The sequence below is a fragment of the Streptomyces sp. NBC_01520 genome, from assembly GCF_045040375.1.
Lineage (GTDB): Bacteria > Actinomycetota > Actinomycetes > Streptomycetales > Streptomycetaceae > Streptomyces.
The window spans coordinates 264033-289867 of record NZ_CP109404.1 but is presented as its reverse complement, the minus strand read 5'-3'; the positions used below and the strand labels follow the sequence as shown (position 1 = coordinate 289867).

The window sequence follows — 25835 nt, the reverse complement described above, 5'->3', positions numbered from 1 at the left end:
CACGGGGGTTCAGGCCCGCTTTCCGCCTGCCTCCTCGACAGTGCCCTCGCCCAGGGCGGCGGGCACGTCGGGCGAGGCCGCCGCCGCGTCCGGCGCCGGACCCGCCTTCGAGGGAAGGTGGTTGAACACGATGTTCAGCACGATGGCCGTCAGGCAGCCCGCACTGATCCCGCTGTGCATCACCGTCTGGAACCAGGCCGGGAACTGGTCGTACAGCGTCGGCACGCCGACCGGCAGCACTCCCATCGCCACCGAGACGGCGACGATCGTCAGGTTGTTGTTGCCCTTGAAATCGACCTGCGCCAGGGTACGGAGCCCGCTCGCCGCGACCGTACCGAACATCACGAGGCCCGCACCGCCCAGCACCGGAGCCGGAATCGCCGCGATGACGGCCCCCAGCTTGGGCAGCAGACCGAGCAGGACGAGGATCCCGCCCGCCGCAGCGACCACCCAGCGGCTACGGACCCGGGTCATGCCGACCAGGCCCACGTTCTGGGCGAACGCCGTGTACGGGAAGGTGTTGAACACGCCGCCGAGGACCGTGGACAGACCGTCGGCCCGCAGGCCGTCCGCCAGCGCGCGGGGCTCGACCTTGCGGTCGGTCATCTCGCCGACGGCGATGAAGTCGCCGGTCGTCTCCGTCATCGTCACCAGGGCCACCACCAGCATCGCGATGATCGCCGAGGCGTGGAAGGTCGGAGCGCCGAAGTGGAACGGCGTGCTGATGCCCACCCAGTCCGACTCGCCGACCCCGCCGAAGTCGGTGAACCCGAACGGCACCGACACCGCCAGGCCCACCGCGATGCCGATCAGCACGGCGATCCGGCTCAGGAACGGCGGTGCGAAGCCCTGGACCGCAAGCACGACGACCAGCACGAACGCCGCCAGTGCCAGGTTCTTCGGGGCGCCGAAGTCAGGCGCACCCGCGCCGCCGGCCACCCAGTTGCCGGCCACCGGCAGCAGCGAGACACCGATGATCAGGATCACGGTGCCCGTCACGAGCGGCGGGAAGAAGCGGAGGAGCCGGCCGAAGACCGGGGCGAGGAGGACGATCGCGAGTCCGGCGACGATCACCGAGCCGTAGATGGCGGGCAGACCGCCACCCGTCGTGCCGATCAGCACCATGGGCGAGACGGCGGCGAACGTACAGCCCTGCATGATCGGCAGACGTACACCGAAGCGCCAGAAGCCGACGCACTGGATGAGGGTCGCCACCCCGCAGATGAGCAGGTCGGCGGTGATCAGATAGGCCAGATCGGCGGGCGGCAGCTTCATCGCGCCGCCCACGATCAACGGCACGGCCACCGCGCCGGCGTACATCGCCAGCACATGCTGCAGCCCGAAGGCCGCCAGCATGCGTATCGGTGGGACCGCGTCGACGGGATGTACGGGTGTTGCGGACACCATGGGGCGCTCCAGGGACGTGCGGGCGGGGACGTAGACGGTCCAACAGCACGAGACCGTAAGCTCTTTAAACAATTTGTTGATTTCGTGTCTGTTGCGGGGAGGTGTCCTGTTCACCGGGCTCCGCAAGGCCGGCCGCACCGCTGAACCCGGGGGGCGGTCGCCGCAGCTGTTACGGACCGACCCTTGCGGAGCATCGCAGCAGCCCCATAGGTTCCACGCCGGAGCAGTAATTGGGAGCGCTCCCATCATCGAGTCCTAGGGAAAGGACATCATGAAGAGCCTCATCGTCTCTCTCAGGTCCGCACGTGCCGCGGTGACGGCGTTACTCGTGACGCTGGCCTCGCTCGCGGCCCTCGGTGCAGTGGCGACGCCCGCCCAGGCGGACACCCTGATCTGCGACCAGTACGGAACGACCGTCATCCAGGACCGCTACGTGGTGCAGAACAACCGCTGGGGCACCGGTGAAGCACAGTGCGTCAACGTCTCCGGCGACGGCTTCACCGTCCAGCGGGCCGACGGTTCTGTCCCGACGAACGGGGCGCCCAAATCGTATCCGTCCGTCTTCAACGGCTGTCACTACACGAACTGTTCGCCCGGCACCGCCCTCCCGGCGAAGGTGAGCTCGATCAGCAGCGCACCGACCGCGTTCACCTACGGGTACGTCGACAACGCTGTCTACAACGCGTCCTACGACATCTGGCTCGACCCGGAGCCGAAGACCGACGGCGTCAACCGGACCGAGATCATGATCTGGTTCAACCGGGTGGGCCCCATCCAGCCGATCGGCTCGCAGTCCGGCACCGCGTCCGTCGCCGGCCGTACCTGGGAGGTCTGGACCGGGAACAACGGCGGGAACGACGTCATCTCCTTCGTGGCGCCGTCCGCGGTCACGAGCTGGAGTTTCGACGTCATGGACTTCGTGGACCAGACCGTGGCCCGGGGGATGGCCCAGAACTCCTGGTACCTCACCAGCGTCCAGGCCGGGTTCGAGCCCTGGCAGAACGGTGCCGGTCTCTCGCTCAGCTCCTTCTCCTCGGTCGTCAACACCGGTGGCGGCACCGAGAACCCGGGTGAGCCGGAGGAGCCGGGCACGCCCGCGGCCTGCCGGGTGACGTACACGGCGAACTCCTGGTCGAACGGATTCACCGCCGATGTGAAGGTCGAGAACACCGGGACCGCACCCGTCGACGGCTGGAAGCTCGGCTTCACCCTGCCGTCCGGACAGTCGGTCGGCCAGGTGTGGAACGCGGCCCTCTCGGCCTCCTCGGGCGCGGTGACCGCCACCAACGCGGCCTTCAACACCCGGATCGCCGCAGGCGGCAGCCAGTCGTTCGGCTTCCAGGGCACGCACTCCGGAACGTTCACGGAGCCCGAACAGTTCACGCTCAACGGTGCGGCCTGCGCGGTGAACTGACCGTACGGCGGTCGTGTCCGTACTGCCGCTCTGTTCGTACGGCGGGCCCGTCCCCGTACGGCTGCCCTGTCCCCGTACGGCGGAGGGCACCGGGTCGGCCGCCCAGCTGTAGGTGGGACGCCGGCCCCCTCCGTGCGGCGGGCGGGCCGGCCACCCCCGTCGCACAGGGGGCGGCCGGCATTCCCGCTCAGACCTTGCGGTACCCGTACGCGTCCACGGCCGCCGCCTCCACGGTTGCCAGATCGCCCCCGGCCGACGCGGTCACCAGCGCGGCGACCGCGCCCTCGACGAACGGCGCGTCCACCAGCCGTGCGCCGTCGGGGAGTTCGCTGCCCTCGGCCAGCATGGACTTCACCGTCAGCACCGCACTACCGAGATCGACAAGCAGTGCGACGCCCGCACCCCTGTCGACCGACCTGGCCGCCTCGGCGATCAGCTGCGCACTGGTCCCGAGCCCTCCGGCGGAGGTACCCCCGGCCGCGGCCACCGGGGCGGTCGCACCGCCGGCCGCCAGTCCCCGTGCCAGCTCGACGACGGCGTCCGCCACCGGACCGCTGTGCGAGACCAGCACGATCCCGACCTGTTTCTTGTCGCTCACGCGTCTCCTCCGCCGCTCGACTCCGCCACCTCGGCGAGCGCGGCGACCAGCAGGGCGGCCGAGGTGGCCCCGGGATCCTGATGACCGATGCTGCGCTCGCCCAGATAACTTGCCCTGCCCTTGCGCGCCTGCAACGGCACGGTCGCCAACGCACCCGCCAGCGCCGCGTCCCTGGCCGCCCCGGCCGACGTGCCCAGCGCCTGGACGGCCGGCAGCAGCGCGTCGAGCATCGTCTTGTCCCCGGCCTTCGCCCCGCCCAACTGCGCCACGGCCTCGACACCGGCCCCGAACGCCTCGGCGAATTGGCTGTCGGTCACTTCCGGATCGGTGCCCAGTGCTTTGCCGGTACGGCGCAACAGGGTGCCGTACAACGGCCCCGACGCACCGCCCACCGTCGAGATCAGCTGCCGTCCCGCGAGAGTCAGGAGCGCACCGGGCGTCTCGGGGGACTTCTCCTCCAGGACGGCGGTCACCGCGGTGAAACCGCGCTGCATGTTGCTTCCGTGGTCGGCGTCCCCGATCGCCGCGTCCAGGTCGGTCAGCCGGCCCGCCTCACGGTCGACGGCCGCCGCGGTGGCGGCCATCCAGCGGCGGAAGAAGTCGGTGTCGAGCACATGATCTCCTGTTCCTCACACACATCGGGCGGTGGTCCGTCAGCCACAAATGGGACGGGCGGTCGTCCAGTTGACCGGGTGGTGGTCGGGTTCACCGGCCCCAGCGGAGCGCGGGCGTCTGCACCGGCGCGTCCCAGAGCCTCAGCAGCTCCTCGTCCACCTGGCAGAGCGTCACCGAACAGCCTGCCATGTCGAGCGACGTCACATAGTTCCCCACCAGGGTACGAGCCACCGTCACGCCCCTCTCGGAGAGCGCCCGGTGCACCTCGGCATTGAACCCGTACAGCTCCAGCAGCGGTGTCGCCCCCATCCCGTTGACCAGCGCCAGCACCGGTCCGTTCGGCCGCAGGTCCTCCAGCACCGCGTTCACCGCGAAGTCGGCGATCTCCCCGGACGTCATCATCTGACGGCGCTCCCGCCCCGGCTCGCCGTGGATGCCGATACCCAACTCCAGCTCACCCGGCGGCAGATCGAACGTCGGGCTGCCCTTCGACGGCGTGGTGACGGCACCGAGAGCCACCCCGAAGCTGCGTGAGGACTCGTTGACCTGGCGCGCCACGGCCTCGACCCGCTCCAGGGGCGCGCCCTCGTCGGCGAGCGCACCCGCGATCTTCTCGACGAACAGCGTCGCACCCGTGCCCCGCCGGCCCGCCGTGAACGTGCTGTCGGTGACCGCGACGTCGTCGTCGACCAGCACCCGGGCGACCCGCAGGCCCTCTTCCTCGGCGAGCTCGATCGCCATGTCGAAGTTCAGCACGTCACCCGTGTAGTTCTTGACGACGAACAGGACCCCCGCGCCGCTGTCGACAGCGGCGGCGGCCCGGACCATCTGGTCGGGCACGGGCGAGGTGAAGACCTCACCGGGACACGCCGCGGACAGCATGCCGGGCCCGACGAACCCCGCGTGCAGGGGCTCATGACCCGAGCCGCCGCCGGAGACGAGCCCCACCTTCCCGGCGACCGGCGCGTCGCGCCGCACGACCACGCGGTTCTCGACGTCCACGGTGAGTTCCGGATGAGCGGCGGCCATACCGCGCAGGGCGTCCGCGACGACGGTCTCCGGTACGTTGATCAGCATCTTCAACGGTTCCTCCTGGGTAAGTTCCCGGTCAGGCCATGGAGCATGGTATTACCTGGTCAACGGGTCCGTAGGGCTTCGCGGGGGTTCGTGGTCCGTGGCGGCCGATGGCTCACGTGGGCGGTGTCCGGCGGGGCTGATGCTGACTTCCGGCTCTTTGTCAGGAGCACTCGGCTGTCGTTGTCGGGACGATGGGCGTCGTCACGTAACGAAGAGGCGGACCCAGTCGGGAAGCGGCGCGTCGAAAGAGGGCGATGGGAGGCATCCGCACCCCGGCCGGCCCGAATCGCTGTCAACACGGGGCAGGGGCTGGAGACCCTGAGGCCAGGCGTTTTCACGGTTCTCGTCGCAGGCGACGAGAGGACGGCCTGCGAGCCGGACGGAGTGTCTGCAGCCGGCACCGCGAGGTCGGCGGCCTGCACCCTGCCGAGGCCGAGCACCAGGTCAGGTCTGATCTGCGGCGCGCAGGGCCCGCGCCAGCCATTCCAGCTCCTCAGTCGCGTCGGGCGACGAATCCTGCCCGCGCACACGGGCGACGAGCCTGCGGTAGTGCTCCGCTCCTGCCTCGATCCCGGCCTCCAGACTGCGCAGCACGGCGGCCCGATCGGCGTCACCGAACAGGTCGGACAGCACCTCGGCCGCTGCGGGCCCCTCGGGAGCGACCCTGCCTTTCCTGGCCTCCGCGACGGTCTGCACGATCTGCCTGGCCCACCAGATGGACGCCCCAGGGGGACGTCCCTGCCCCGGTACGGGCGTGTTGAGCTCCATCCATGTGCGCAACCGGGCGCGGAAGCCGGGGTCCCGCACCAATTCGGCCAGTTCGATCCAGGCGTCGACCTGCTCGGGTGTGGGATCGTCGGGCAGGTCGATGCTGTAAGTGCGTATGCGGTCGCGCAGGCGTGGGTCACCGAGGCCGCCGAACACCCCCTCCTTGAACTCGTCGATGATTTGCTTGCGCTCGGCGGCGGAAAGCCGCGCCAACCGGTTCATCAGTGTTGTCTCCTCAACGGTCGAACCCCGCTTCGCCACGGTGGACAGGACGGCCCGGCTCACCTTGAGTGAGCTGATCTGCGCGTCGAGCGCGGTCACATGCGCATGGGCCACCTCGGCAACCGTGGTGCGGCCGCTCAGGACGCGGCACACGTCGTCGAGCCCGAGGCCCAGCTCCCGCAAGGTGCGGACCAGCTCGACGCGGGCCACGGACCCGGCGTCGTACAACCGGTAGCCGCCGGCGGAGCGGGCCACAGGCGGCACCGCCCCCTCGTCCGACCAGAAGCGCAGGGTACGCACCGGAAGCCCGGTGCGGTGCGCGAGTCGGCCAATGGTGAGCACGTCGGGGAGTTCGTCGTCCATGAGTAAGATCCTGAACCCTCCAGCGGCGGGAGACTCAAGTGCCTCGGTGTGACATCCCGTGAGTTCTCCAGAGCTCTGCCGAGTTTCCTCACCGCCGCCGGCGCCGACAGCATGTGCGTCCTCGCCTTCGGTCGGACTGCAGCCTGATCAGATCGGACGAGAGAGCTTCAGGAATCCCGAAGCCACGTCACTGAGCGGCCGATCAGGAGAACGAGAGAGAAGCCCCAGGCCAAGGCCCCGGAAGGAATCACGGGAACCCACGGGATGTCGCACATGCCATGGAACATGCAAGAGGGGCTGCAGCGGTCATTCCGCCAGTCCCCAGGGGCTCCCCTTGACCGAGGTGCACGCCCCGGCCTGGCTTCGGGCCGAGGTGCACGCCCCGGCCTGGGTGGGGGCCGGAGCGTGCACACAGGCCCGTCAGGTCGTGTCCTCGTGCAGAAGTCGGGGCCGTCGACGGCGGGTTCAGCGGCCACCCGCCGTGACACCGCCGACGGCTTCCGGTGCGCCTGAGGTAGTTGTGGCGGGCGGTGAGAACTACCTGGCTGAAGAGATCTTTGTGCCTGCACGGCGCGAAGGTCACCCGATTCGGATGCCGACCCCGAATTGCCGCTCGCCGCACACTCCGAGACCGTTACGAGGCCGGCTTCCTACGTCTCTATGCGTCAGTCGATCGACTCGCACCCACTGCGGCCACCTGTGATCTCCCGGTATCGCGGAAACTTCAGGTACTGACGACCTTGAGGGCCGTATGTGCCGTCAGCGGTGATGTTCTCCTGCTGCTGGGCGGACGCAAGGGCATTGCGAGTGTTCGACCCGAACTCGCCGTCAGTCGCGAGGCTGAACCCGTAGCAGGAGTTGAGCGTGAACTGGAGCCACTCCACGCCGGATCCGCTGCTGCCGTAATCCATCCGACAGTTGGCCGTTCTGCTGCCGCCAACTCTTCTGGACCGGCCCTCCACGAGTGCCATGCAGGCCTTGTCCGTCGATTGACGTCGGCTCCGTAGGCGGCCCGGTCCTCCCCGGATGCCTGCTGCCACTGGCGGCGGCCTTCATGTGTTCCGGGCCGACAGCCAAGGCAGGCCGTCAGGGGGTGCGAAACCCTCGGAAGGTCATCTGCCGACGGGTTCTGAACCCGAGTCGCTCGTACAGCGCGATCGCGCCGGCGTTCGTCTCGGCCACGTGCAGGAAGGGACGCTCGCCGCGAGCCACGATTCGGGTGACGAGCGCGCTGACCAGGCGTGCGGCGTGTCCTCGCCCACGTGCGTCGGGAAGGGTGCAGACGGCGCTGATCTCGGTCCACCCCGGGGGCCGCAGGCGCTCACCTGCCATCGCCACCAGGGCGCCGTCGTCACGAAGACCCAGATAGGCGCCGAGTTCGTGGGTACGGGGCCAGAAGGGCCCCGGCTCCGTGCGCGCAACCAGGTCGAGCATCTCGGGCACGCTGTCCGCGCCCAGTTCGACCACACCGGTGTCGGACTCGGGACCAGGCAGGTCGGGGCGGGCACCGCCGGGCCAGATCATCTGACGGCCCTCAAGACTGAAGACCGGATCCCAACCCGGCGGTGGAACGGCCGGACAGTTGAACATGTCAGCGAAGGCGCCTGGGCCGAGCAACCCGGCAAGATCGGTCCAGCCCTCTGCGTCCCGGCCGGTGGACACAGAGGAAAAGGTCGCCACATCCGCGTGATAGGTGGCGGCTCCGCCGAGCCGTCGGGCGAAACGCGCGTGCTGACCCGCGAGCGACTGTTCTACCGGTTCGTCGAGTACAGGGTCATCGTCATTCATCATCGTGCTGTGCCTTTCCTGGTGGGCCGGATAGAGATGGTCAGATAGGCCCGGCCGGCCCCATCAGCACCCCGGGTGCGGCATATTGACGTAGGTCCGTCAACGGCCCGGCTACCGCTCAAGAACCGACTCGCTGCCGCCGAACGTGACAACACTGCGGCTTGATCAACACAAAATATCCGAGGTCGTGGGCCAGACGACTCGGGAAGCCTTCGGCCTTGGCGTTCCGGCCGACGTCGATACGCTCACACGCCGCTCCACCGAGCTGGAACAGCAGATTCTCGCCCCCCGCAGCGAACTCAACCGCTGACGGCGTCGTCGCCCGCACCCGTGATTCCCCGAGGGCGGTGTCCCGGACGATCAACCTCTGATGGACTCGTGCCATGACGACGCTGCTGCCCCGCATCTTTCGAGCACTTGAACAGTTCCATGCCTCCCACCCCTGGGACCACAACGCCCACTACCACCGGCAGATCCTGCGCCAGCTCCCGAGAAGCTTCGACAGTGCCCTGGACGTCGGATCCGGCAGCGGTGACCTCGCCAGACTGCTGGCGTCACGAGCCGCAGCGGTGCACGGCATCGACGTCGACTCCACCATCGCCGCTCGCGCGCGGGAACTCACACCCCCCCCGCAGCCCCGGTGACCTTCACCGTCGGAGACGCACTGAACGAGATGCCCCCTGGCCCATACGACGTCATCACATGTGTCGCCACCATCCATCACCTGCCGTTCAGGGACGCACTCACCCGCTTCCGACAGCACCTGGCACCCGGCGGAACCCTGGTCGTCATCGGTCTCTACCGCCCGCGCTCTCGGAGCGACTACCTGATCGACGCCGTCGCCATTCCGTCGAACGTCGCCATGGCGTGGATCAAGAACAAGGGCCGCAAGTCACCGCGACCGACCTCGATGACCGCCCCGACCCGGCCGGCGACCATGACCTTCGCAGACATCGTGCGCGACGCTCGCCACGCACTGCCCGGCGCCCGGCTGCGCCGGGGACTGTTCTGGCGCTACAGGCTGGTCTGGCACCAGTGCTGAGCAACGCCCGCGTTCGCCTCATACAGTCACCGCATGGCCACCGAGGACGCGAGCCCAAGCCGGCTCGACATCGGCGCGATGCTCACCGACCGGACCCGTGCCTGCAAGGCAGCACGCGACGCCATCGCCGCCGGCGGCCAGGTGACGGTCTGGGACAACGAGGTGCCCCATGGGATGGTCGCCGGCATCGCCGCGACGAGACCGAGGCGGTCGTTGAAGATCGGCCTGACGACCCTCGGCCTCGAGAAGACCGTCGAGATCCTGGCTCACCACCGCGACAGGCAGTTGCGCACCGGCATCATCGACGCAGCAGACCGGTCGTGGCACTTCACGCTGTACTTCGACGCACCGGGACCGAGCTCTTGGCGTGCAGCGGCGTCAAACGTGAGCCCCCTTCGAAGGCGGGTGGTCAGAAGCTCCAGCTGTAGAGGCCGCCACCGGTATTCACCGCACTGGCCGCGAGCCGGGCACCTCCCTGCAGGACCGCCAGTAGGTCATGTCGTTGCCGTCCTCGGACCGGAGCCGCGTGGTCCAGCGGCCTGCGAGCTCTTCGAGTTCGGCAGAGCTCCCGTTGGCCAGCGCTCGGGTCAGCCGTTTCGGCAGAGCGAACACCTCCACTCCATCGCTCAAGGGAGCCGTGACCCACTCCGGCCACGCCCAACCGAGAAGCCGCTCAATCGTCGGGGCGTCGGCCGAAGGCTCCTCGAAGTACATGTCCCGCTCGGCGATGGCACTGACCGGCTCAATAGAGCGGCAGGTCACAGACTTGGTTGTTGCGGCAGTCGCTGCAGAAGGTCGCGCCGTCGGTGGGTTCGGATATTCGAGGCTGCGGAATAGCTCCTGGCTCAGAGCAGCTGAGGGCGTACGGGCACCCTGTAGGCGATCCCCGTCCCCATGTGGGCAGCTGGTATTGCGGCAGCGCGTGCCCAGTGAAGTAGGCCAAGATGACCCGATGAGCCAGGAGACAGACGGTGTAGCCAAGTCGATCGCAGGCGAGTTGAAGCGGGGCAGTTTCCGGCTGGCGGCGTACGCCGTGTGCATCGAGGACGGACGTGTGCTACTCGCCCATCACGCGTCAGGAAACTGGACTCTTCCCGGCGGAAGAGTCGAGCACGCGGAGGATCCGTTCGACACGGTGATCCGGGAGGTTGCCGAGGAGACCGGCTGCGACGCAGTGGTCGAACGCCTGCTGGGCGTGGACTCGAGAGTGATTCCCACGACCGCCGCGCGTGCGGGAATCGAGCACCAGAATGTCGGCATCTTCTACCAGGTCCGTATTACTGGCGGCCGGCTCCGACCTGAGCCGAACGGCGAAACCGTCGAGTCGGTCTGGACACCCATCCCCGAGATCGCACGCCTCCGCCGGTCATCGCTGGTCGACATCGGCCTCGCCCTGGCGCAGACCGTTCCGGCAACCGGCCACGTCGCTCCCGTCCCGGTCGTCGGCCTGATCCAGCACTGAGGCACCACCGACACCTACCTGGCCCGCTCAACCGCCCCCGGCTCGCATGGTCGACGAGCTACCTCAACTGCCGGGAGGCGACCGGGGTACGGGGAGCACTCAGGCGCCCGGTACCCGCGTGGGGCGGCGGTGGATCCCCTCATCGTCGTCGCTGGGCCGGTGGGTGCCCCCGCCCTCGGCGATGCCGTAGTTGTTTGCCGCCGTTGATGGTGACGGAGCCGTCCGCGGCCCGCTGGAAGCTATCCCGCGCTTGCGGTGGAGGAGTCGACCTGGTGGCCGTTGCCGAATGGGAAGAGCGCCATGACGGTGCCTCCTTCTGGTGTTGGTGAGGGGTGGCCAGGCGGCCTTCGTGACAGCCGACGGGCTGCGGGAACCGGGGGCGGCGGGGTGCCGTCGTGGCACTCCAGGCAGGTCCCGAGCGAGGTACGTAGGTCATGCCGGCCGAGATGACAGCGGCCGGTGCCGCTCACGCCAGGGATGACCGTGCTGGTCAACAGGGCCGCCGGTGGAGTGGGCCACTTCGCGCTGCAGCTGGCGAAGTGGAAGAGGGCACACGTCATCGCGGTGTCCTCGGGCCGGCACGAGCAGTTCCTGCGCAGGCCCGGCACCGATGAGTTCATCGACTGCACCAGGACTCAGGCCGCGGACGTGGTCAGTGGCGTCGACCTGGTGATCGACACCGTCGGTGGCCCGGACAGCTCACGCTTCCTGACCGTGCTCTAGCGCGGCGGCACCATGCTTCCGGTGTTCTTCGCCCAGTACGACCCGGAAGAGACGGCGAGTCCGGGCATCGCAGTCTGGAACATTCAGGTGCGTTCCAACGGCCCCCAGCCCGCCGAGATCGGGCGCCTGTTCGACGAGGGCAAGCTCCAGGCCGGGGTGGACAGTACCTACCCGCTGCCCGAGGCGGGCAGCGCACACACGCGAGCCGCGCAGGGCCACCTCCAAGGCGAGATCGTGCTGACGGTGGTCTCGTGATCGCCGAACTCCAGCAGGCGGTGGCGAACTGCGCCCACGCCCTGGACGAGCTGAATGTGCCCGGGCTGGAAGCGGTCCTGACCGAAGACACCACCTGGACCTTCATCGACGCGCTGTTGAACGCCGGCGGGTTCGGCTGCCCACCAGCGGATCGAGCAGGCAGTCGGGGACAGCCGGAGCGGTGATGGCCGTTCCGGCGGACGCGGGGCAGATCCTCGACGCGGAGAGCACCTGGGCGGCGAGTCCCGGCGAGGTCCTGCGCGCGGCGGGGCTCGCTGTGGCCGGCCCCGCTACGGCAGCAGGGCCCGGACCGCGCGTCGCGGTCCGGGCCCTGCCCCGTGCGGTGCCGCCCTGCGGCGGCGGTGCCTCAGCTCTGTGCGGTGTCGTCGCCCGTCTGCCCGGCGCCCTCAGCGGCGCCTGCCTTCTCGCGCATCCTGCGCACCAGCTCCGCCTTCTGGTCGGCGGCACCCTGGCGGTCGAGGTTGCGGTGCGGCCCATTGTTCTGCCGTTCGGCGCGGGACAGCCTCTTGCGCTGGCCGCCGCCCATGCCCACGGGGTTGTTGATGTTCTTGCTCACGGTCATGGGTTCTCCCGGAAGGATGTGAAGTGATCTACGGATTCATCGGTGGGGGACGGTCGCGGCGACGTCGAGGGACGTCAGCAGGGGCCCATCACGCGCTCACTCGTAAATCGGCGTTAGGAAGAACATGACACAAGACGTTACCCGGTTCCGTCGGCCCCGCACACCAAGGTTCTTGCCTTCCGGTTGCAGCCAGGCCTTCGGTGAGGCCTGAGGCGGTACTGCCGGTGGTTCGCCGCGCACTCGGAACACGGCGAGGACGCATCCCCACGTGACCCACGCGCTGGAGGTACGGACACCAGCACGCAGTGCGACGCCTTCGCCTCGTCGTTCCGGCCCCTCGTCCCAGCCGCGACGCCGGAAACCCTCGATACCCTGGCCCGAGTCTCGTCGCCCATCGTACGGAGCACCATGGCTGACCTGCCCGAATCGCACACCACCACGCTCCACGACCAGCCGTTTCCCGAACTGCTCGGATACCCGTGCGAGGTAGTGGTCAGCAGCGACGGGCAGTGGATAGCGGGCAGCTCGGTGATGCACCGGCACAGCCGGGTCGCCGTATACCGGGCCGCCGACCTGTCCTGCGCGCACCTGCTGACCTTCACGATGGAGGCCGGGTCGATCGCCTTCCACCCCACACTGCCCCTCCTGGCCGTCGGGCTCGACAACGGCGACGAGTACGACCGCGCAGGGGGCCTCACCCTGCTCAAGTGCGACACGGGCCACCGCGTCGACTTCACCGACCCGGCATGGGGCATCGAGCCCGTCCGCTGGCTGGACGACGGCACCCTGGAGCTCATCCTCTTCGCGCTGGACGACGGAGTCGACCACCTGATGGCCCGGGCGACGGTCGTACGGGAGAACTGGCTGGGTCTGACCTCCGACGCACTCGACCTGACCGCACTCGACCGGACACCGATCGACCTCGACGCCCCGAGGGTGTACGACGAGGTATCGCCCGCGCAACCACTGCTGCGCACACTGGCCGAGCGGGCCGGGCGCGGTTACGACGCGCAGGGCGGGGTCCGGGCCGTGGCCGGGCTCGGCAACGGCCGCGTGCTCGCCACCCGCAAGCACGTGGCGGTGGAGTGCTGGGCCGCGGACGGATCGGCGCTGTGGAGCGTGCCCGCGCCGTCGGCGAGCGGCGGCACCCGGATCGAGGTGGCCTCCGACGAGCGGAGCGTCCGCGTGGCCGTCGCCGGTCCCGACGCCCGCGCCCGGACCGACTTCCTGCTCGTGGACACGGCCGACGGCACCGTTCTCGACCGGCACTCCGTGCCGTTCTCGGCCGCGATGTCCGCCCGTACGGACGGGGTCTGGGCGATCCGGGACACGTACGACCGCAGTATCGGGACGGAGCCGCCCGCCCCGCCCAACACGCAGATCTTCGCCGCCGGCGGCAGCGACCTGATCGGCTCGGTCCACGTGCCGGACCGGTACGACCTTGTCCCGCTCCAGGCGCGCCGGTGCCCCGAGCTGCTGTACGGGCGAAGCGGCCGGAATGTGGTCGCGCTCGCCCCTGACGGTGCGATCGAGACCGTGCTCTTCTCCGTCGACGCACCGCTCGGGCGGGTGGTGTACGTGTCCGACGGCGCCGGCGCCGCTCTGCTACACGGGCACAGGGAGCTTGTCCGCCGACGCTTCCCGTCCGGCAAGGTCCTCTGGGGCAGGCCGTTGGAATCCGAGGTCATCGACCTCGACTCCCATGCCGGGGTCCTGCACGCCCTGTGCGCCGACGACAGCCTCGTGTCCCTCGATGCGGCCGACGGGACGGTACTCCGCCGGCATCCGCTGCCCCCGTACCAACCACTCTCCCTGTACGCGGCACCCGACGGCACGACCCTCGTCGGCACCACCGCAGGCCAGATCCTGCGATGTCCAACGATCCGGGTGCAAGACCGCCGGACGACCACCGACCGGTAGAGCTGTGCAGCCGTACCCACGGCCCGGCCAGCCCAGCCCGGTATGACGCCCGCCTCGACGCGATACGCGGGCCTGCCGCCGCTCCGCCCGCCCCCTCCGCAGGCGCCACCGGTGCCGGTGAAGTACTCCTCCGACCGGCACCGGCCCGGTCGCCTCATGGTTGTGGCCCACCCCAGCAGTCCCATCGACTGACGAGGGGCCACGACGCCGGAGGCCGCCTTGCGCGTACGGGTGGTGACCTCTCAGCCGCGCAGACAGAATTCCTGGTCCGCCACCCACTGGCCGAACCATTCGCTCAGCGGCACGCTGAAGCACCACTCGCGCCCGTTCGGGTCCGGCTCCGGCCCGACGGGCGCGGGCTTGTCCGGCTTCGGGGTCCCGCTCGGCGTGGGCTCCGGCGTGACGGGTCCCTCTTCGCCCGGCTGCCGGGTCAGCATGTCGCGGTACACCCGGGAGGACTCGGGATTGTCGGCGCACTGCCACACACCGTGCGGGCAGTAGTCCGTGATCGTCTGGTAGACCGGCTCGTGCTGCTCGAACCACTCCAGCATGCGGCGCATGTACTCGGAGTTGTCCCCGTTGCGGAACAGCCCCCACTCGGGGAACGAGATCGGCTTGCCGTGCTCCGCGGCGAAGTCGACCTGCTTCTGCAGGCCGTACGGTTCATTCACCTGGTCGTCGAACGTGCGGGCGGGAGGCTGGTCGTACGAGTCCATGCCGATGATGTCCACGACGTCGTCACCGGGATAGCACTCGGTCCAGGGCACGGCGTCCAGCCCCCGGCTCGGTGCGAAGTCGAAGCGGAACTCCTGGCCGGGCACCGACCGCATCGTGGTCACGATGCGCTTCCAGTACGCCTTCCACGCGACGGGATCGGGACCGCAGCGGTGGGTGTACGTGGTCCCGTTCATCTCCCAGCCGAGCACGATCACCGTGTCCGGGACGCCCAGCAGGACCAGGCGGTCGGCCAGTTTGCGGAAGTGCTCGTCGAAATCCCCGTCGGCACCCGCCCGCAGCAGCCGACGGACCTCGCCGTCGGGGACGCGCTCCTCGTTGCGCTCCAGCATCGGCGTGTTGAGCACGAACATCCGGTCCTCGGAAGCCCGCCGCCAGGCCGCCCACGAGGCGAGGAAGCCGGGGCTGCCCTCGATGTTCACCCATAGATCGCCCGGCAGATAGCTGTGCCCGACCCGCATCTCCGTCCCCCCGAGCCAGCGCGACAGCTCCGCCATCCGCTGCACGCCCTTCGGCCCGTAGTCCAGATAGGCGCCGACGGCCGTCGAGCCGTCCGGCCACGCCGGAGCCGGTGAGGAGCCCTTGCCGGCCGTGGAACCCGGAGTGTCCCGGTCCGCGACGACCGCGCCACCGACGAGAAGGCCGAGCACAGCCGTCCCGATTCCGAAGTTGATGAGACGGCGCTGCACGGGCACGGCTCCTCCTTGGATTGTGGCGTACCTCCGACCTTGTCGACCATAAAGAAAAATGTTCAACAACGGGCTCTGCGAAAACTCGTGAATAGACCATTCGCGACGCGCGGGGAATCAGACCCGGCCGTTCGGGTGAACCATTCCGAAGGTGAAAGGAAGGGAGCGGACCCGGTTGTCGAAATTCGAATCGACCAGCTCCGGTTCGCCCACCGCCCGCACCGCGTCCGGGCGCATGAGGAGTTCCCTGAAGAGTGCCCTCATCTCCAGCCGCGCCAGATGCGCGCCCAGACAGTGATGCGGACCGCCCCCGCCGTATCCCAGGTGCGGATTGGGCGACCGGGTGATGTCGAACGCGTCGGGATCGGTGAACACCGAAGCGTCCCGGTTCGCCGAGGCGTAGAGGAGCATCACCTTCTCGCCGGGGAGGAAGACACGGCCGCCGAGCTCGTACTCGGCGGCGACCGTCCGGCGGAACTGGATGATCGGCGTCGAATGGCGGACGATCTCGTCCACCGCACCGTCGGCGTACCGGTCGAAGTCGGACTCCAGCAGGGCGCGCTGCTCCGGGTGGGCCGCCAGCAGGACCATCCCGTGGGCGATCGCGTTACGGGTCGTCTCCACCCCGGCCACGAGCAGCAGCGAGAAGAACGCGCCCAGCTGACGGGAGGACAGTGCCTGCCCGTCGACGTCCGCGCGGACCAGCGCCGAGATCACGTCGTCCTCCGGGCGGTGGCGGCGCTCCCGGGCGATCTGCGCCATCACGATCTGCATCCGGGCCAGGGACCGCAGACCCCGTCCGGGCACCCGCAGCCGGGCCCGGCCCCGGCGCTGGACCCCGACGTACTCCGACGCGTGGTCGATCTGCGCCGCGATCCCGGCACGGTGGCGGCCGGGAATGCCCATCAGGTCGCAGATGACCTCGAACGGCATACGGGAGGGGGCCGACCGCATGAAGTCGCCGGGCCGCCCGGTGGCCACCTCGTCCACCAGACGCCGGGCGATCCCGTCGATGTTCTCCTCGGCGCGAGCGAGCAGCCGCGGGGTGAAGGCGCGGGAGATGGTCCGGCGCAGGCCGGCGTGCTCGGCACCGTCCATGTTCACCATGGAATTGCCGAACACGGCCTTGGCCCAGCGGGCCGGCTCCGGAGTGGTGACACCGGGCGCACTGGCGAACACCCGCGGCTGCCGGCTCGCCGCCCTCACGTCCTCGTACCGCACCAGCGCGTGGAACGGGGTGCGCGAACCCGTACACGGGGTGAAACGCACCGGTGCGCCGAGCTCCCGCAACCGGGCGAACGCGGCCAGCCGCTCGGCCCTGTGCAGCCGCCAGAACGACGGGTCGGCCAGATCGGCGTCCACCGTCCCTCCTCCACGGTCCGTGGAAACCTGCGTCGGCGCGTTCATGCACAACCTCCGGGAGCTCGAACGGCCATGCTGGCGCGCCGCGAGCCGCTGCGGGGCCGACGCGGCCGGACGGCCCCGAGAATTCCCACGGTCGCGTGACACGCGCCGACGAGAACCGTTCGCGCGTCATCTCGTTGCCCACTTCGAGAGAGAAGACAACTCGGAAGAGTGGACGAGAGGCAGGTACACCACCATGGACCCGACCGCAGGTACGAGCGGCGAAACAGCGGGCGGCCGCAGGCCCGGCCGCCGCGCCGTGCTGCGCACCGCCTTCACCGCGACGGTGATCGCCGGAACGGGCGGGGCGCTCGCCCCGGTCCTCCTCGGCGGCCCGGAGGCCGGACCCCCCGCGGCGCGCGACGCGGCGCGGCCCGAGCGGTTCGCGGAGAGGTACAAGGGCCGGGAGATCCGCGGCGCGGCCACGGTCATGGTCCCGGCCGGCGGGCAGCCGCGCGCCGGTGAGGCCGGAGCCGTGGCCGCCGTACCGGACGTCGAGGTCCGCATCGACGGCAGGCCGCTGCACGTGATGCGGCGCGCCGACGGCAGTTACCTCAGCACGGTCAACCACTACGAGTCTTTCCCGACGCTGCTGGAGACGGCCCGCGCGGCCGTCGACGAGCTCGGCACCTCCCAGCTGTCCACAGCCTCCCCGCACACCATCCGACCCTAAGGACGAGCACGGGTGTACAGCCGCAAGGATCAGCGCAACCTCACACGCACGGAGAAGAAGCGCCTGGTCGGCGCGATCCTGGAGCTCAAGCGCTCCGGACGCTACGACGAATTCGTCACGATGCACCGTCAGCACTACGTCACCGACGCCGAGGGCCGGCCACGGGCCGCCCACATGACACCGTCCTTCTTCCCGTGGCACCGCAGGTATCTGCTGGAGTTCGAGAAGGCGCTGCAGGCCGTCGACCCCACGGTCTCGGTCCCGTACTGGGACTGGACCCGGGACAGCACACCGTCCTCCTCCCTCTGGGCGGAGGACTTCCTCGGCGGCAACGGCAGATCCGGCGACCGCCAGGTCATGACGGGACCGTTCGCCTTCCGGCAGGGCGACTGGCGCATCAGCGGGGGAGTCACCGACGACCGCTTCCTGCGCCGGGACTTCGGCCGGCCGTCCGCACCGGTCACGCTGCCCACCAAGGCGGAGGTGGACCGCGCGCTGAGCGACCCGGTCTACGACACCGCGCCCTGGAACAGCCTCAGCACCACCGGCTTCCGCAACAGGATCGAGGGCTGGGGCATCAGAGGGACCCGGGGAGTCGCCAACCACAACCGGGTGCACCGCTGGATCGGCGGGTCGATGGCGGGCGCGGGGTCACCCGACGACCCTGTCTTCTGGCTGCACCACGCCTACATGGACCTGCTCTGGGACCGCTGGCAGAAGGCGCACCCGCGCTCCCGCTACCTTCCCGCCCGCAAGCTCCCGGCCGACGACCCGCAACGGGACCGCGTCTTCGCCCGGGACCAGCCGATGCCGCCGTGGGACGTGGCCCCCTCGCAACTCATGGACCACACCCGGATCTACCGGTACGTCTGAGAGGAGGCGGGTCCGCCCGGAATCGGGCGGGCCTCCCCTCTCCGCGGGAGCAAGGAGGGGAGGCCCGGGCCGGACAGCTACGGAGATCAGTAGCCGTAGCCACCCTTGTCGTGGTGGTTGTCCGGCACGTTCGCGCAGGTGTTGCCGAAGGCCGGGTTCAGCAGGGCGATGACGTTCACGGTGTTGCCGCAGACGTTGACCGGGATGTGAACGGGCACCTGCACGGCGTTGCCCGATCCGACACCGGGGGAGTGGGCCGCGACGGCCTCGGCTCCGGAGTCGGCGGTAGCCAGGCCGGCACCGCCGGCGATCAGGGCACCGGTACCGGCCATGACGGCGGCCACCTTCGAGATACGCGACATCAGTTCTCCTTGGGAGGGGTCGAAACCGGCCACAGAACGTGCGGCCGGTATGCCCTGACAACGCGGGAATCGACAGACGGTAACGGATCGGTCGAAAAGTCGTAATCCTTCGTCAGTTCCGGCCCGCCATCGGCAGTCCCGAGGCCGGGAATCCGCTCAGCCGGCCGTGCCAGTCGCGCGCGGCGGGGAAGCGGGCCTTCACGGTCTCCGCGGCCCTGTCCCGCACCGCCACCTGTGACTCCCTCAGTCGCAGCATCGGCTCCAGGGAGGAACGGGCCAGCAGCAGACGCTGATTGACGACCGGCTCCGGCGCCCAGTGGTTCTTGTACTGCTCCGAGCCGCGCAGCAGACTCAGCACCCCGCACCCGGTGCTCGCCGCCTGCTCGGCCACCTCGCGCAGCAGCATCGAGGACACGTCCACCTTCCTTTCCCTGAGCCGGGGATCGGCGCCGTACAGATAGCCGCCCGTCAGCAGCGCGGACCGGAGTGCAAGATCGGCGGCCACCACCTCTCCGTCGAGAAGGAACTCCCGGAGCGAGGCCTCCCCGTCGCGCACCATCCGGCGGGTGGAGCGCACCAGGTGCGCGCGGAAGCGGGGGCGCAGGTGCTCGGGGTTGATCCCGCGGCCACGCCACTGGAGTTCGTGCAGGCGCAGCAGGGTGTCGACCGCACCCGCCACCCGGTGGCCGGGCACCGGGTGGCACTCGATGCCCGTGGCGTCGGTCTTGCGCAGCTTGGCCCGGGCCCGTTGCGCACGCGAGCCCGGCATCCGCTCGATCAGGGAGGCGATCGGCAGGGCCGGCAGCTCCATGCAGGTCGAGTCGGTGAGTCTGCTCCGGGCCCCGGACCAGAGCCCGAACAGCGACTGGGCCGAGGCGTCGGGCCGTACCTCCCGCAGATCGATCACGGTGTGCACGGCGGCCCGGACGAGTCCGCGCTCCAGAGCGGCGACCGCGTCGTCGGCGCACCCGCCGTCGACGAGGATGTCGAAGAAGTCGGAGATCGCACCGCCCATGGCCACCAGCAGGGGCATCGGCCGGTGCGCGAGCATCAGGGGAGCCGCGCCGATCAGCCGGTCCCCGCGACGGGCCAGGACCACCCGGAGCCGCCCCGGGACTCCGTAGGACAGCCACCAGGAATGGAGCCAGGCATGGCTCTGGAACGGGGTCGCGGTCGGGCAGCGGCGGTGCAGCGCGTCCCATTCCCCGGCGAGCGCGGAGAACTCCCGCAGATCCCGGCACAGAGTGACGGAGAGCCGGCCGGAACGGGCTGAGGTCATCGGACGAGCTCCCGTTCATCGGCCGGGGCCGCCTGGGCGGGGCCCGGCACCTGGGCGGTGACGTCCCGTCGCCCCGGACGGGGCCGGACGAGGAGGACCAGCCCGCCGATCAGGCCGCCCGCGCTCGCACCCACGGCCGTGCCGAGCGGTACGGAGGGGGAGACCGGCTCGACCGGGCGCACGGCGTCCGAGAACTTGATCAGCTTCACCCCGGTGTCCTTGGCGACGTGCCCGCTGCTGACGACCACGGCCTCGGTCACCGCGTTGGCGATGTCGGCGGCCCGGCGCGGATCCGCCGACGTGCCGGTGATCGCGATCATCGGCGAGTCGGGGGAGGTCTCGGACCGCACATGGGTGCGCAGTTCGCGCACCGGCTCCCCGGCGGCGCCACGGGCGTAGGCCAGGGTCGCGTCGCTGGTGGCCAGTCGGCCGTACGACTGCGCGTAACCCAGTGCCGCCGCCGGGTCGATGTCCTTGCCCGCGGTCACCATGGCGTAGCTGGTGGACGCGTACTCGGGCCGGGCGAGCAGCCCGTAGGACAGCCCGCACGCCGTTCCGATCAGGACGCAGGCGGGCAGGGGCCACCAACGGGGCGGTACGAACGCGGGGCGGAGCCTGCGCGGACGCCGGCCGGGGTCGGTCGGCTGCGGCTCGGGCGAGTCGGTCATGAGTGGGCTCTCTCGGTCGAGGGGGCGGGGTCGAGGGCGTGTGCGTAGACGTTCATGAGGCGTTCGCCGCTGAGCCTGATGTCATAGCGGTCCACGGCCGGCGGGGGCGGCAGCCTGCGGGTGCCGCTCGCCATCCGGTGGCGCACCGCGGTCGTCAACTCACCGACGGGATCAGTGAGGGAGCCGAGGCGGACGGTGTCCGGAGCGAGGCCGGGGGGCAGGTCGTCGACGGCGGGACAGACACCGTGCACGACGGGCAGTCCGGCGGCCAGTGCCTCGACGACGGCCAGGCCGAAGGTCTCCTCGCGGGACGCCGAGACGAAGGTGTCCATGGCCCACAGCACCGGGGGAATGCCGGGCGTGTCGCCCCCCGCCCCGCACCCTCCGAGGAATCGGACGCGATCCGCGACCCCCGACCGGGTGGCCAGGGCACGCAGCGCACCGGCCTCCGGCCCCTCCCCGGCCAGCACGAGCCAGGCACCGGGGAGAGCCGCGACGGCGCGGATCAGCAGGTCGAAGCGCTTTCCTGGTACGAGCCTGCCCACGCCCCCGACCACGAAGGCGTCGTCGGGAATGCCGAGCAGCGCACGGGTCGCGCGCCGTTGCGCGTGGTCGAAACGGAAGGCCGCCACATCGATTCCGTTGGGCACCGTGTGGATCCGTGCGGCCGGTACACCCCAGTCGCGCAGCCGGCCGGCGACGGTGCCGGAGACGGCCACCGTCGCCGCTCCGAGCCGCTCGGTGCGCAGATAGAGCGCCCGGGTGCCACGGGTGAGCGGGCGCCCCTCGATCTCCGCGCGCCCCAGCGAATGCTCCGTCGCCACCGAGGTGGTCCCCGCGAGCCGCGCCGCGATCCGGCCGTACACACAGGCCCGGTACAGGTGCGTGTGCACGAGGTCGTAGGCCCCCCGGCGGATGAGCCGGGTCAGCCTGGGCACGGCGGTGAGGTCCCGGTTTCCGTTCATCGCGAGGTTCCGCACCCGGACGCCGTCGGCGCGCAGTCCCTCGGCGACCGCCCCAGGATTGGTGAGCGTCACGACGTCGCAGCGCACCGGCAGATGACGCAGCAGCAGCCTCAACTGCTGCTCGGCCCCGCCGATACCGAGGCCGGTGATGATGTGCAGGACCTTCACCGTCCCTCGCCCCCCGCCCGGCCGACGGGAGCGGCGGTGGTCCGGTGCCGCAGCCGGTGCCGGACCGCCTTCGCGCGGAGCCGGGCACCCCGGTCGGCATGACTGACATGCGTACGGGGCAGGGCCAGCGGCCCCAGCAGAGGGCCGGGGGTGAGGGCGCAGCCGTACGCGTACCCGGCGTCGCGCACCGACGCGACCACCCGCCGGTCGGCGGTGCCGTACGGATAGCAGAAGCCCGCCGGTCCCGTTCCGGTGAGACGGCGGATCGCCTCCCGGCTGCCGTGCGTCTCCTCACGCAGCTCGTCGTCGGCCAGCGCCGTCAGATCCCGGTGGCGCATACCGTGCGAGCCGATCTCCATGCCCGCCCCGGCGAGCGCGCGGATGCCCTCCTCGGTGAGCAGCGGCTTCCGCGGACCGAGCGGATCCCAGGCGTTGGAGCCGCCCGCCCGGCCGGGCAGGACGAACACCGTCGCCGAGCAGCCGTGCCGGAGCAGCACCGGCAGCGCCTCGTGGAGGAAGTCGGCGTACCCGTCGTCGAAGGTCAGCCCGACCAGCCCGCGCCGTCCGGCGGCGTGTGCCCGCAGCAGCGCGGTGACGCCCACCCCGGTGAGACCCCGGCGCCGCAGCCAGGTCAGCTGCTCGTCCAGACGGCCGGCGGAGACGGTGATGCCGTACGGATCGTCCGTCGGGTCGGTCACCGAGTGGTAGGTGAGGATCCAGGGCTGGGATCGGCGGATGTACGGGACGGCACGGGGCGCCGAGGTGTCAGCGGCCATGGGAGAACCTCTGTCGGATGAGGGCCAGCAGATGGACGGCTTCGGGAGCTCTGAGCGCGAGTCCGGCGAGAAGGAACGCCATGGGTACGAGGAAGCAGCCGGCTGCCAGGCTGAGCACCGGATTCGCCGTCAGGGAGGAGGCGAGCCAGCCCGTGGTCCCGGCGACCGTCGAGGCCGCCGCGGGCCGGCCGAGCGCGAGCGCCACGGCACCTGCCCGGACAGCCACCGCACGCGAGCCCAGCCCCAGGAGCATCAGCACCGCGGCCGTGCTGATGCCGATCGCGTTGGCCGCCGCGATGCCGTCGACACCGAACGGGCCGGTCAACACCAGCCCCGCACCGACGGTGACCAGCAGGCCCACGCCCATCGCGCGGAGCGGATACCAGGTGGGCGTCCCCGTCGCGAAGTACGGCCTGCACAGGGCTCCGACCAGGGTGTGGCCGAGGAGGCCGAGCGCGTAGACGCGCATGACCCCGGCCGTGTCCGCGGTGTCCGCGGCGTCGAACGCGCCGTGCTGGAAGAGGACTTCGACGATCCGGGGGGCGTACCCCAGCACCATCGCGGTGCCCAGCAGCACGACCGTGCCGGCCAGCGCGAGATCGCGCTCCACCCGTCGCCGGGCACCCTCCCGGTCCCCGGCCGCCATGGCCCTGGCGACCACCGGGAAGGTCACCGTGCAGATCATCATGGACAGCACCATCGGCAGCTGCGCGACCTTCTGTGCGTAGTTGAGGTGGGAGATCGCGCCGTCGGACAGCGACGACGCGAGGAACCGCTCCACGAACACCTGCGCCTGACGGCTCACCACGAACAGCACCACGGGCGCGAGGGCGGAGGCGCCGAGCAGCGCGGACACCCCCGGCCGTGCCCCCCGCCGCCGCGGCACGCCCGGCTTCCGCCGCGGCACCAGCCGCACGAACGCCGGCAGCTGGGTGAGGATCATGAACACACTGCCGACGGCGACCCCGGCCGCCGCCGCGCGCACCCCCCAGAGGGAATGCAGCGCGAGCGTCATCCCGATGATGCCGATGTTGTACGCGATGTAGACACCGGCCGGGGCCAGGAAACGGCCGTGCGCCCGCAGCGCCGCGCTGAAGTACCCCGTCACGCCGAAGGTGAGCACGGTGACGGCCGTCAGCCGCGTGCAGTCCACGGCGAGCGAGGGATCGTCGAGTCCCGGCGCCAGGACACCCACGACCCACGGGGCACCGAGGGCGAGCAGCACGCCCGCGCACGCCAGGGCGGTGAACAGCCGGGGAAAGGTGCCGGCGACGAGCGCGCGGACGGGATCGTCCGGGGAATCGCCGGCCGCGCGCCGCGTCAGGGCATGGCTGAAGGCGGGGACCAGCAGCAGTGCCATCCCGTCCTCGATCAGCAGCGTGGCGGCCATCTCCGGCACGGTCCACGCGATGAGGAACGCGTCGCTGTCATGACTGGCGCCGAACAGCTGGGCGATGGCCTGGTCCCGCACGAGCCCGAGCAGTGCCGCGATCACCGTGAGACCGGCGGCGCCCGCCGCGGCCCGGGCGGGGAACCCCCCGGGCCGCGGTGGAACAACAGGCGTGGATGTTCCGGGAACGGCTGTCTGCCCGGCTGTTCCCGTAACGGTCCCGGTCACGCGGCGGTCGCCCTTTCCGGGCCGGCCAGCGCCCACCACGCGGCCAGACCGAGCACGATCCCGGTGAGCACGGTGGAGGGGCCGCCGATGTCCGCGTACAGGAAGTCGACGGTCTGCCAGGTCATCAGCCCGACGGCGGCGAGACCGCAGTCGACTGCCGCGGCCCCCCGCGACCGGGTGAGCACCAGTCTGCGCACCCCGCCGACCAGCAGCGCCGCCCAGGAGCCCACCAGCACGGTGAAACCGATGAGGCCCTGCTCGCTCAGGACGAGCAGATACATGTTGTGGGGGGACAGCAGCGGCTGCTTCACGAAGTCCTGCCCGGCGCCCGCGATGTCACTGCCGGCCGAGAGACCGATCGAGGCGTGTCCGTCCCGGTGGGCCGGGAAGCCCTTGAGACCGACGCCGGTCGCGGGCTGCTCGCGCCACATCCCGGCTGCCGCGGCCCACATGGTGTAGCGGTCGTTGACCGACCGGTCGGGTGCGCTGGTCACCTCGGTGATGCTGGTGAGCCGCTGCGAGATCATCACGGACCCCACGCCGAAACCGCCGACGAGCACGACCCCGGCAGCGATCAGCACCGCCAGCGAGCGCACGGCCTGCCGGGCCCCGGCCGCCGCGATCACGGTCAGGGCGCCCGCCGCCGTCGCGATCCAGGCTCCCCGGCTGAAGGACAGCGTGAGCGGAACGACCAGCAGGGCGGCCGTCACCGGGGCGCCGAGCCGCAGCCACCGGGGTGCGCCCGAAGGGGTGCGGAGGGCGTACGCGGCCGCCGCGAGCAGCCCGTAGCCGACGACCGTGGCCATCCCCATCACATCACCGGCGCCGAACGTGCCGACGGCCCGGATGTCCTCACCCATGTACGAGGCCCCGGAACCGGTGGCGTACTGGTGCGCGCCCGTCGCGCCCTGGACGAGCGCGAGCAGTACGAGCGAACCCGTGATGATCCGGAACCCGTGGGCGTCCCTGACCAGCAACAGGACGGCAGCGGGGACCAGGACGAAGATCTGGAGGTACCGGACGAAGCCCGGCAGTGCGGCCATCGGGTCCGCTGCGGTCACCGTGGCCACGGCGAGCCCCGCGGCCGGCAGGCCGAGGACGAACGCCCCGGCCCGGGTGAGCGGACGGGCACGCAGGAACACCAGACGCCCCAGGCAGACGAGCACGGCCACGCCCGAGAGCAGATCGGCCGGAGGGACGCCGTACACGGTGCCGGCCCCCGTCCCGTCGGCGGGAACGGCCAGCAGCAGCACGGTGCCGACCAGGGGGAGCACCGGCCATCTGCCGCGCCACCGGCGCAGGAACGGATGCGCCGGAGCGGAAGGTACGGGCGCCGGCGCGGAACGTACGGCGGGGACCGCGGGAGCGGTGGTCACGGTGAGCGTCAC

25 protein-coding genes and 2 pseudogenes are annotated in these 25835 nt (G+C 70.6%); 9 read left to right on the top strand and 18 right to left on the bottom strand.

Going from position 1 to position 25835, the window contains the following annotated elements:
- Positions 1 to 9 precede the first annotated feature (9 nt).
- Positions 10 to 1407, bottom strand: coding sequence for a nucleobase:cation symporter-2 family protein (locus OG524_RS01340; RefSeq protein ID WP_405392832.1), 1398 nt, complete (start codon positions 1405 to 1407; stop codon positions 10 to 12).
- Between the two features lie 271 nt (positions 1408 to 1678).
- On the opposite strand from OG524_RS01340, the gene OG524_RS01335 reads away from it, so the two are divergent.
- Entirely contained in the window at positions 1679 to 2821 is a 1143-nt protein-coding gene (locus OG524_RS01335; RefSeq protein ID WP_405392833.1) for a GH12 family glycosyl hydrolase domain-containing protein, read from the top strand.
- A 187-nt stretch (positions 2822 to 3008) separates the two neighbouring features.
- Here OG524_RS01335 and OG524_RS01330 read toward each other — a convergent pair whose 3' ends face one another.
- From OG524_RS01330 to OG524_RS01305, 6 genes are all read right to left on the bottom strand, one after another.
- On the bottom strand, positions 3009 to 3419 hold the full coding sequence (locus OG524_RS01330; protein WP_405392834.1) for a PTS-dependent dihydroxyacetone kinase phosphotransferase subunit DhaM: 411 nt from the start codon (positions 3417 to 3419) through the stop codon (positions 3009 to 3011).
- Positions 3416 to 4033, bottom strand: a complete 618-nt coding sequence (gene dhaL / locus OG524_RS01325) for a dihydroxyacetone kinase subunit DhaL (protein ID WP_405392835.1) — start codon at positions 4031 to 4033, stop codon at positions 3416 to 3418. Before dhaL ends, OG524_RS01330 begins: the two co-directional genes overlap by 4 nt.
- A gap of 91 nt (positions 4034 to 4124) precedes the next feature.
- Positions 4125 to 5111, bottom strand: coding sequence for a dihydroxyacetone kinase subunit DhaK (dhaK, locus tag OG524_RS01320; protein WP_405392836.1), 987 nt, complete (start codon positions 5109 to 5111; stop codon positions 4125 to 4127).
- 444 nt (positions 5112 to 5555) lie between these two features.
- Positions 5556 to 6464 (bottom strand): MerR family transcriptional regulator, encoded by a 909-nt coding sequence (locus OG524_RS01315; RefSeq protein WP_405392837.1) that lies wholly within the window; start codon positions 6462 to 6464, stop codon positions 5556 to 5558.
- Positions 6465 to 7129: 665 nt separating this feature from the next.
- Entirely contained in the window at positions 7130 to 7435 is a 306-nt protein-coding gene (locus OG524_RS01310) for a peptidoglycan-binding protein (RefSeq protein WP_405392838.1), read from the bottom strand.
- A 115-nt stretch (positions 7436 to 7550) separates the two neighbouring features.
- Entirely contained in the window at positions 7551 to 8252 is a 702-nt protein-coding gene (locus OG524_RS01305) for a GNAT family N-acetyltransferase (protein WP_405393394.1), read from the bottom strand.
- Between the two features lie 187 nt (positions 8253 to 8439).
- On the opposite strand from OG524_RS01305, the gene OG524_RS01300 reads away from it, so the two are divergent.
- Both OG524_RS01300 and OG524_RS01295 read left to right on the top strand, forming a co-directional pair.
- Entirely contained in the window at positions 8440 to 8562 is a 123-nt protein-coding gene (locus OG524_RS01300; protein ID WP_405392839.1) for a hypothetical protein, read from the top strand.
- Between the two features lie 73 nt (positions 8563 to 8635).
- Positions 8636 to 9294: pseudogene (locus tag OG524_RS01295) on the top strand (class I SAM-dependent methyltransferase).
- 444 nt (positions 9295 to 9738) lie between these two features.
- On the opposite strand, the gene OG524_RS01290 reads toward OG524_RS01295, so the two are convergent.
- Positions 9739 to 10008, bottom strand: coding sequence for a hypothetical protein (locus OG524_RS01290; RefSeq protein ID WP_405808643.1), 270 nt, complete (start codon positions 10006 to 10008; stop codon positions 9739 to 9741).
- A gap of 238 nt (positions 10009 to 10246) precedes the next feature.
- On the opposite strand from OG524_RS01290, the gene OG524_RS01285 reads away from it, so the two are divergent.
- The 3 genes and pseudogenes from OG524_RS01285 (at position 10247) to OG524_RS01275 (ending at position 11919) form a co-directional block, all read left to right on the top strand.
- Positions 10247 to 10756 carry an NUDIX hydrolase gene (locus OG524_RS01285; protein WP_405392842.1) on the top strand — a complete coding sequence of 170 codons (510 nt, stop codon included), beginning with the start codon at positions 10247 to 10249 and terminating at the stop codon, positions 10754 to 10756.
- A 453-nt stretch (positions 10757 to 11209) separates the two neighbouring features.
- Positions 11210 to 11734: pseudogene (locus OG524_RS01280) on the top strand (zinc-binding dehydrogenase); the annotation flags it as partial.
- Complete coding sequence (locus tag OG524_RS01275) at positions 11731 to 11919, top strand: hypothetical protein (protein ID WP_405392843.1); 189 nt, start codon at positions 11731 to 11733, stop codon at positions 11917 to 11919. The pseudogene OG524_RS01280 and the gene OG524_RS01275, both read left to right, overlap by 4 nt.
- 182 nt (positions 11920 to 12101) lie before the next feature.
- Here OG524_RS01275 and OG524_RS01270 read toward each other — a convergent pair whose 3' ends face one another.
- Positions 12102 to 12317, bottom strand: coding sequence for a DUF6243 family protein (locus OG524_RS01270; protein WP_405392844.1), 216 nt, complete (start codon positions 12315 to 12317; stop codon positions 12102 to 12104).
- Between the two features lie 408 nt (positions 12318 to 12725).
- Between OG524_RS01270 and OG524_RS01265 the strand changes: the two genes are divergently transcribed.
- Positions 12726 to 14237: a hypothetical protein gene (locus OG524_RS01265; protein WP_405808640.1), complete on the top strand. Its 1512-nt coding sequence runs from the start codon at positions 12726 to 12728 to the stop codon at positions 14235 to 14237.
- Between the two features lie 242 nt (positions 14238 to 14479).
- Here OG524_RS01265 and OG524_RS01260 read toward each other — a convergent pair whose 3' ends face one another.
- Positions 14480 to 15667, bottom strand: coding sequence for a glycoside hydrolase family 26 protein (locus OG524_RS01260; protein ID WP_405808639.1), 1188 nt, complete (start codon positions 15665 to 15667; stop codon positions 14480 to 14482).
- A gap of 111 nt (positions 15668 to 15778) precedes the next feature.
- Positions 15779 to 17068: a cytochrome P450 gene (locus OG524_RS01255; protein WP_405808636.1), complete on the bottom strand. Its 1290-nt coding sequence runs from the start codon at positions 17066 to 17068 to the stop codon at positions 15779 to 15781.
- A gap of 193 nt (positions 17069 to 17261) precedes the next feature.
- On the opposite strand from OG524_RS01255, the gene OG524_RS01250 reads away from it, so the two are divergent.
- Positions 17262 to 17738: a tyrosinase family oxidase copper chaperone gene (locus tag OG524_RS01250; RefSeq protein WP_405808634.1), complete on the top strand. Its 477-nt coding sequence runs from the start codon at positions 17262 to 17264 to the stop codon at positions 17736 to 17738.
- A 12-nt stretch (positions 17739 to 17750) separates the two neighbouring features.
- Positions 17751 to 18611 (top strand): tyrosinase family protein, encoded by an 861-nt coding sequence (locus tag OG524_RS01245; RefSeq protein WP_405808632.1) that lies wholly within the window; start codon positions 17751 to 17753, stop codon positions 18609 to 18611.
- A gap of 86 nt (positions 18612 to 18697) precedes the next feature.
- Here the strand turns inward: OG524_RS01245 and OG524_RS01240 are convergent, their stop codons facing one another.
- From OG524_RS01240 to OG524_RS01210, 7 genes are all read right to left on the bottom strand, one after another.
- Entirely contained in the window at positions 18698 to 18973 is a 276-nt protein-coding gene (locus OG524_RS01240) for a chaplin (protein ID WP_405392850.1), read from the bottom strand.
- 112 nt (positions 18974 to 19085) lie between these two features.
- Positions 19086 to 20252, bottom strand: a complete 1167-nt coding sequence (locus OG524_RS01235; protein WP_405808630.1) for a GNAT family N-acetyltransferase — start codon at positions 20250 to 20252, stop codon at positions 19086 to 19088.
- Entirely contained in the window at positions 20249 to 20920 is a 672-nt protein-coding gene (locus tag OG524_RS01230) for a YveK family protein (RefSeq protein ID WP_405392852.1), read from the bottom strand. Before OG524_RS01230 ends, OG524_RS01235 begins: the two co-directional genes overlap by 4 nt.
- Positions 20917 to 22053 (bottom strand): glycosyltransferase, encoded by a 1137-nt coding sequence (locus OG524_RS01225; protein WP_405808628.1) that lies wholly within the window; start codon positions 22051 to 22053, stop codon positions 20917 to 20919. Before OG524_RS01225 ends, OG524_RS01230 begins: the two co-directional genes overlap by 4 nt.
- Positions 22050 to 22829 (bottom strand): polysaccharide deacetylase family protein, encoded by a 780-nt coding sequence (locus tag OG524_RS01220; RefSeq protein WP_405808626.1) that lies wholly within the window; start codon positions 22827 to 22829, stop codon positions 22050 to 22052. Before OG524_RS01220 ends, OG524_RS01225 begins: the two co-directional genes overlap by 4 nt.
- Positions 22819 to 24447, bottom strand: coding sequence for a murein biosynthesis integral membrane protein MurJ (gene murJ, locus OG524_RS01215; protein WP_405808624.1), 1629 nt, complete (start codon positions 24445 to 24447; stop codon positions 22819 to 22821). The genes OG524_RS01220 and murJ overlap by 11 nt, the downstream gene beginning before the upstream one ends.
- Positions 24444 to 25835, bottom strand: a complete 1392-nt coding sequence (locus OG524_RS01210) for an O-antigen ligase family protein (protein ID WP_405392856.1) — start codon at positions 25833 to 25835, stop codon at positions 24444 to 24446. The genes murJ and OG524_RS01210 overlap by 4 nt, the downstream gene beginning before the upstream one ends.

Bases quoted from the DNA above. Each gene is read 5' to 3' on its own strand.
- OG524_RS01265 (WP_405808640.1), top strand. From the start codon at position 12,726: ATGGCTGACCTGCCCGAATCGCACACCACCACGCTCCACGACCAGCCG.
- OG524_RS01270 (WP_405392844.1), bottom strand. From the start codon at position 12,317: ATGACCGTGAGCAAGAACATCAACAACCCCGTGGGCATGGGCGGCGGC.
- OG524_RS01335 (WP_405392833.1), top strand. From the start codon at position 1,679: ATGAAGAGCCTCATCGTCTCTCTCAGGTCCGCACGTGCCGCGGTGACG.
- OG524_RS01250 (WP_405808634.1), top strand. From the start codon at position 17,262: ATGGACCCGACCGCAGGTACGAGCGGCGAAACAGCGGGCGGCCGCAGG.
- dhaK (WP_405392836.1), bottom strand. From the start codon at position 5,111: ATGCTGATCAACGTACCGGAGACCGTCGTCGCGGACGCCCTGCGCGGT.
- OG524_RS01305 (WP_405393394.1), bottom strand. From the start codon at position 8,252: ATGAATGACGATGACCCTGTACTCGACGAACCGGTAGAACAGTCGCTC.
- OG524_RS01310 (WP_405392838.1), bottom strand. From the start codon at position 7,435: ATGGCACTCGTGGAGGGCCGGTCCAGAAGAGTTGGCGGCAGCAGAACG.
- OG524_RS01315 (WP_405392837.1), bottom strand. From the start codon at position 6,464: ATGGACGACGAACTCCCCGACGTGCTCACCATTGGCCGACTCGCGCAC.
- OG524_RS01285 (WP_405392842.1), top strand. From the start codon at position 10,247: ATGAGCCAGGAGACAGACGGTGTAGCCAAGTCGATCGCAGGCGAGTTG.
- OG524_RS01290 (WP_405808643.1), bottom strand. From the start codon at position 10,008: ATGTACTTCGAGGAGCCTTCGGCCGACGCCCCGACGATTGAGCGGCTT.
- OG524_RS01235 (WP_405808630.1), bottom strand. From the start codon at position 20,252: ATGACCTCAGCCCGTTCCGGCCGGCTCTCCGTCACTCTGTGCCGGGAT.
- OG524_RS01230 (WP_405392852.1), bottom strand. From the start codon at position 20,920: ATGACCGACTCGCCCGAGCCGCAGCCGACCGACCCCGGCCGGCGTCCG.
- OG524_RS01340 (WP_405392832.1), bottom strand. From the start codon at position 1,407: ATGGTGTCCGCAACACCCGTACATCCCGTCGACGCGGTCCCACCGATA.
- OG524_RS01220 (WP_405808626.1), bottom strand. From the start codon at position 22,829: ATGGCCGCTGACACCTCGGCGCCCCGTGCCGTCCCGTACATCCGCCGA.
- OG524_RS01255 (WP_405808636.1), bottom strand. From the start codon at position 17,068: ATGAACGCGCCGACGCAGGTTTCCACGGACCGTGGAGGAGGGACGGTG.
- OG524_RS01240 (WP_405392850.1), bottom strand. From the start codon at position 18,973: ATGTCGCGTATCTCGAAGGTGGCCGCCGTCATGGCCGGTACCGGTGCC.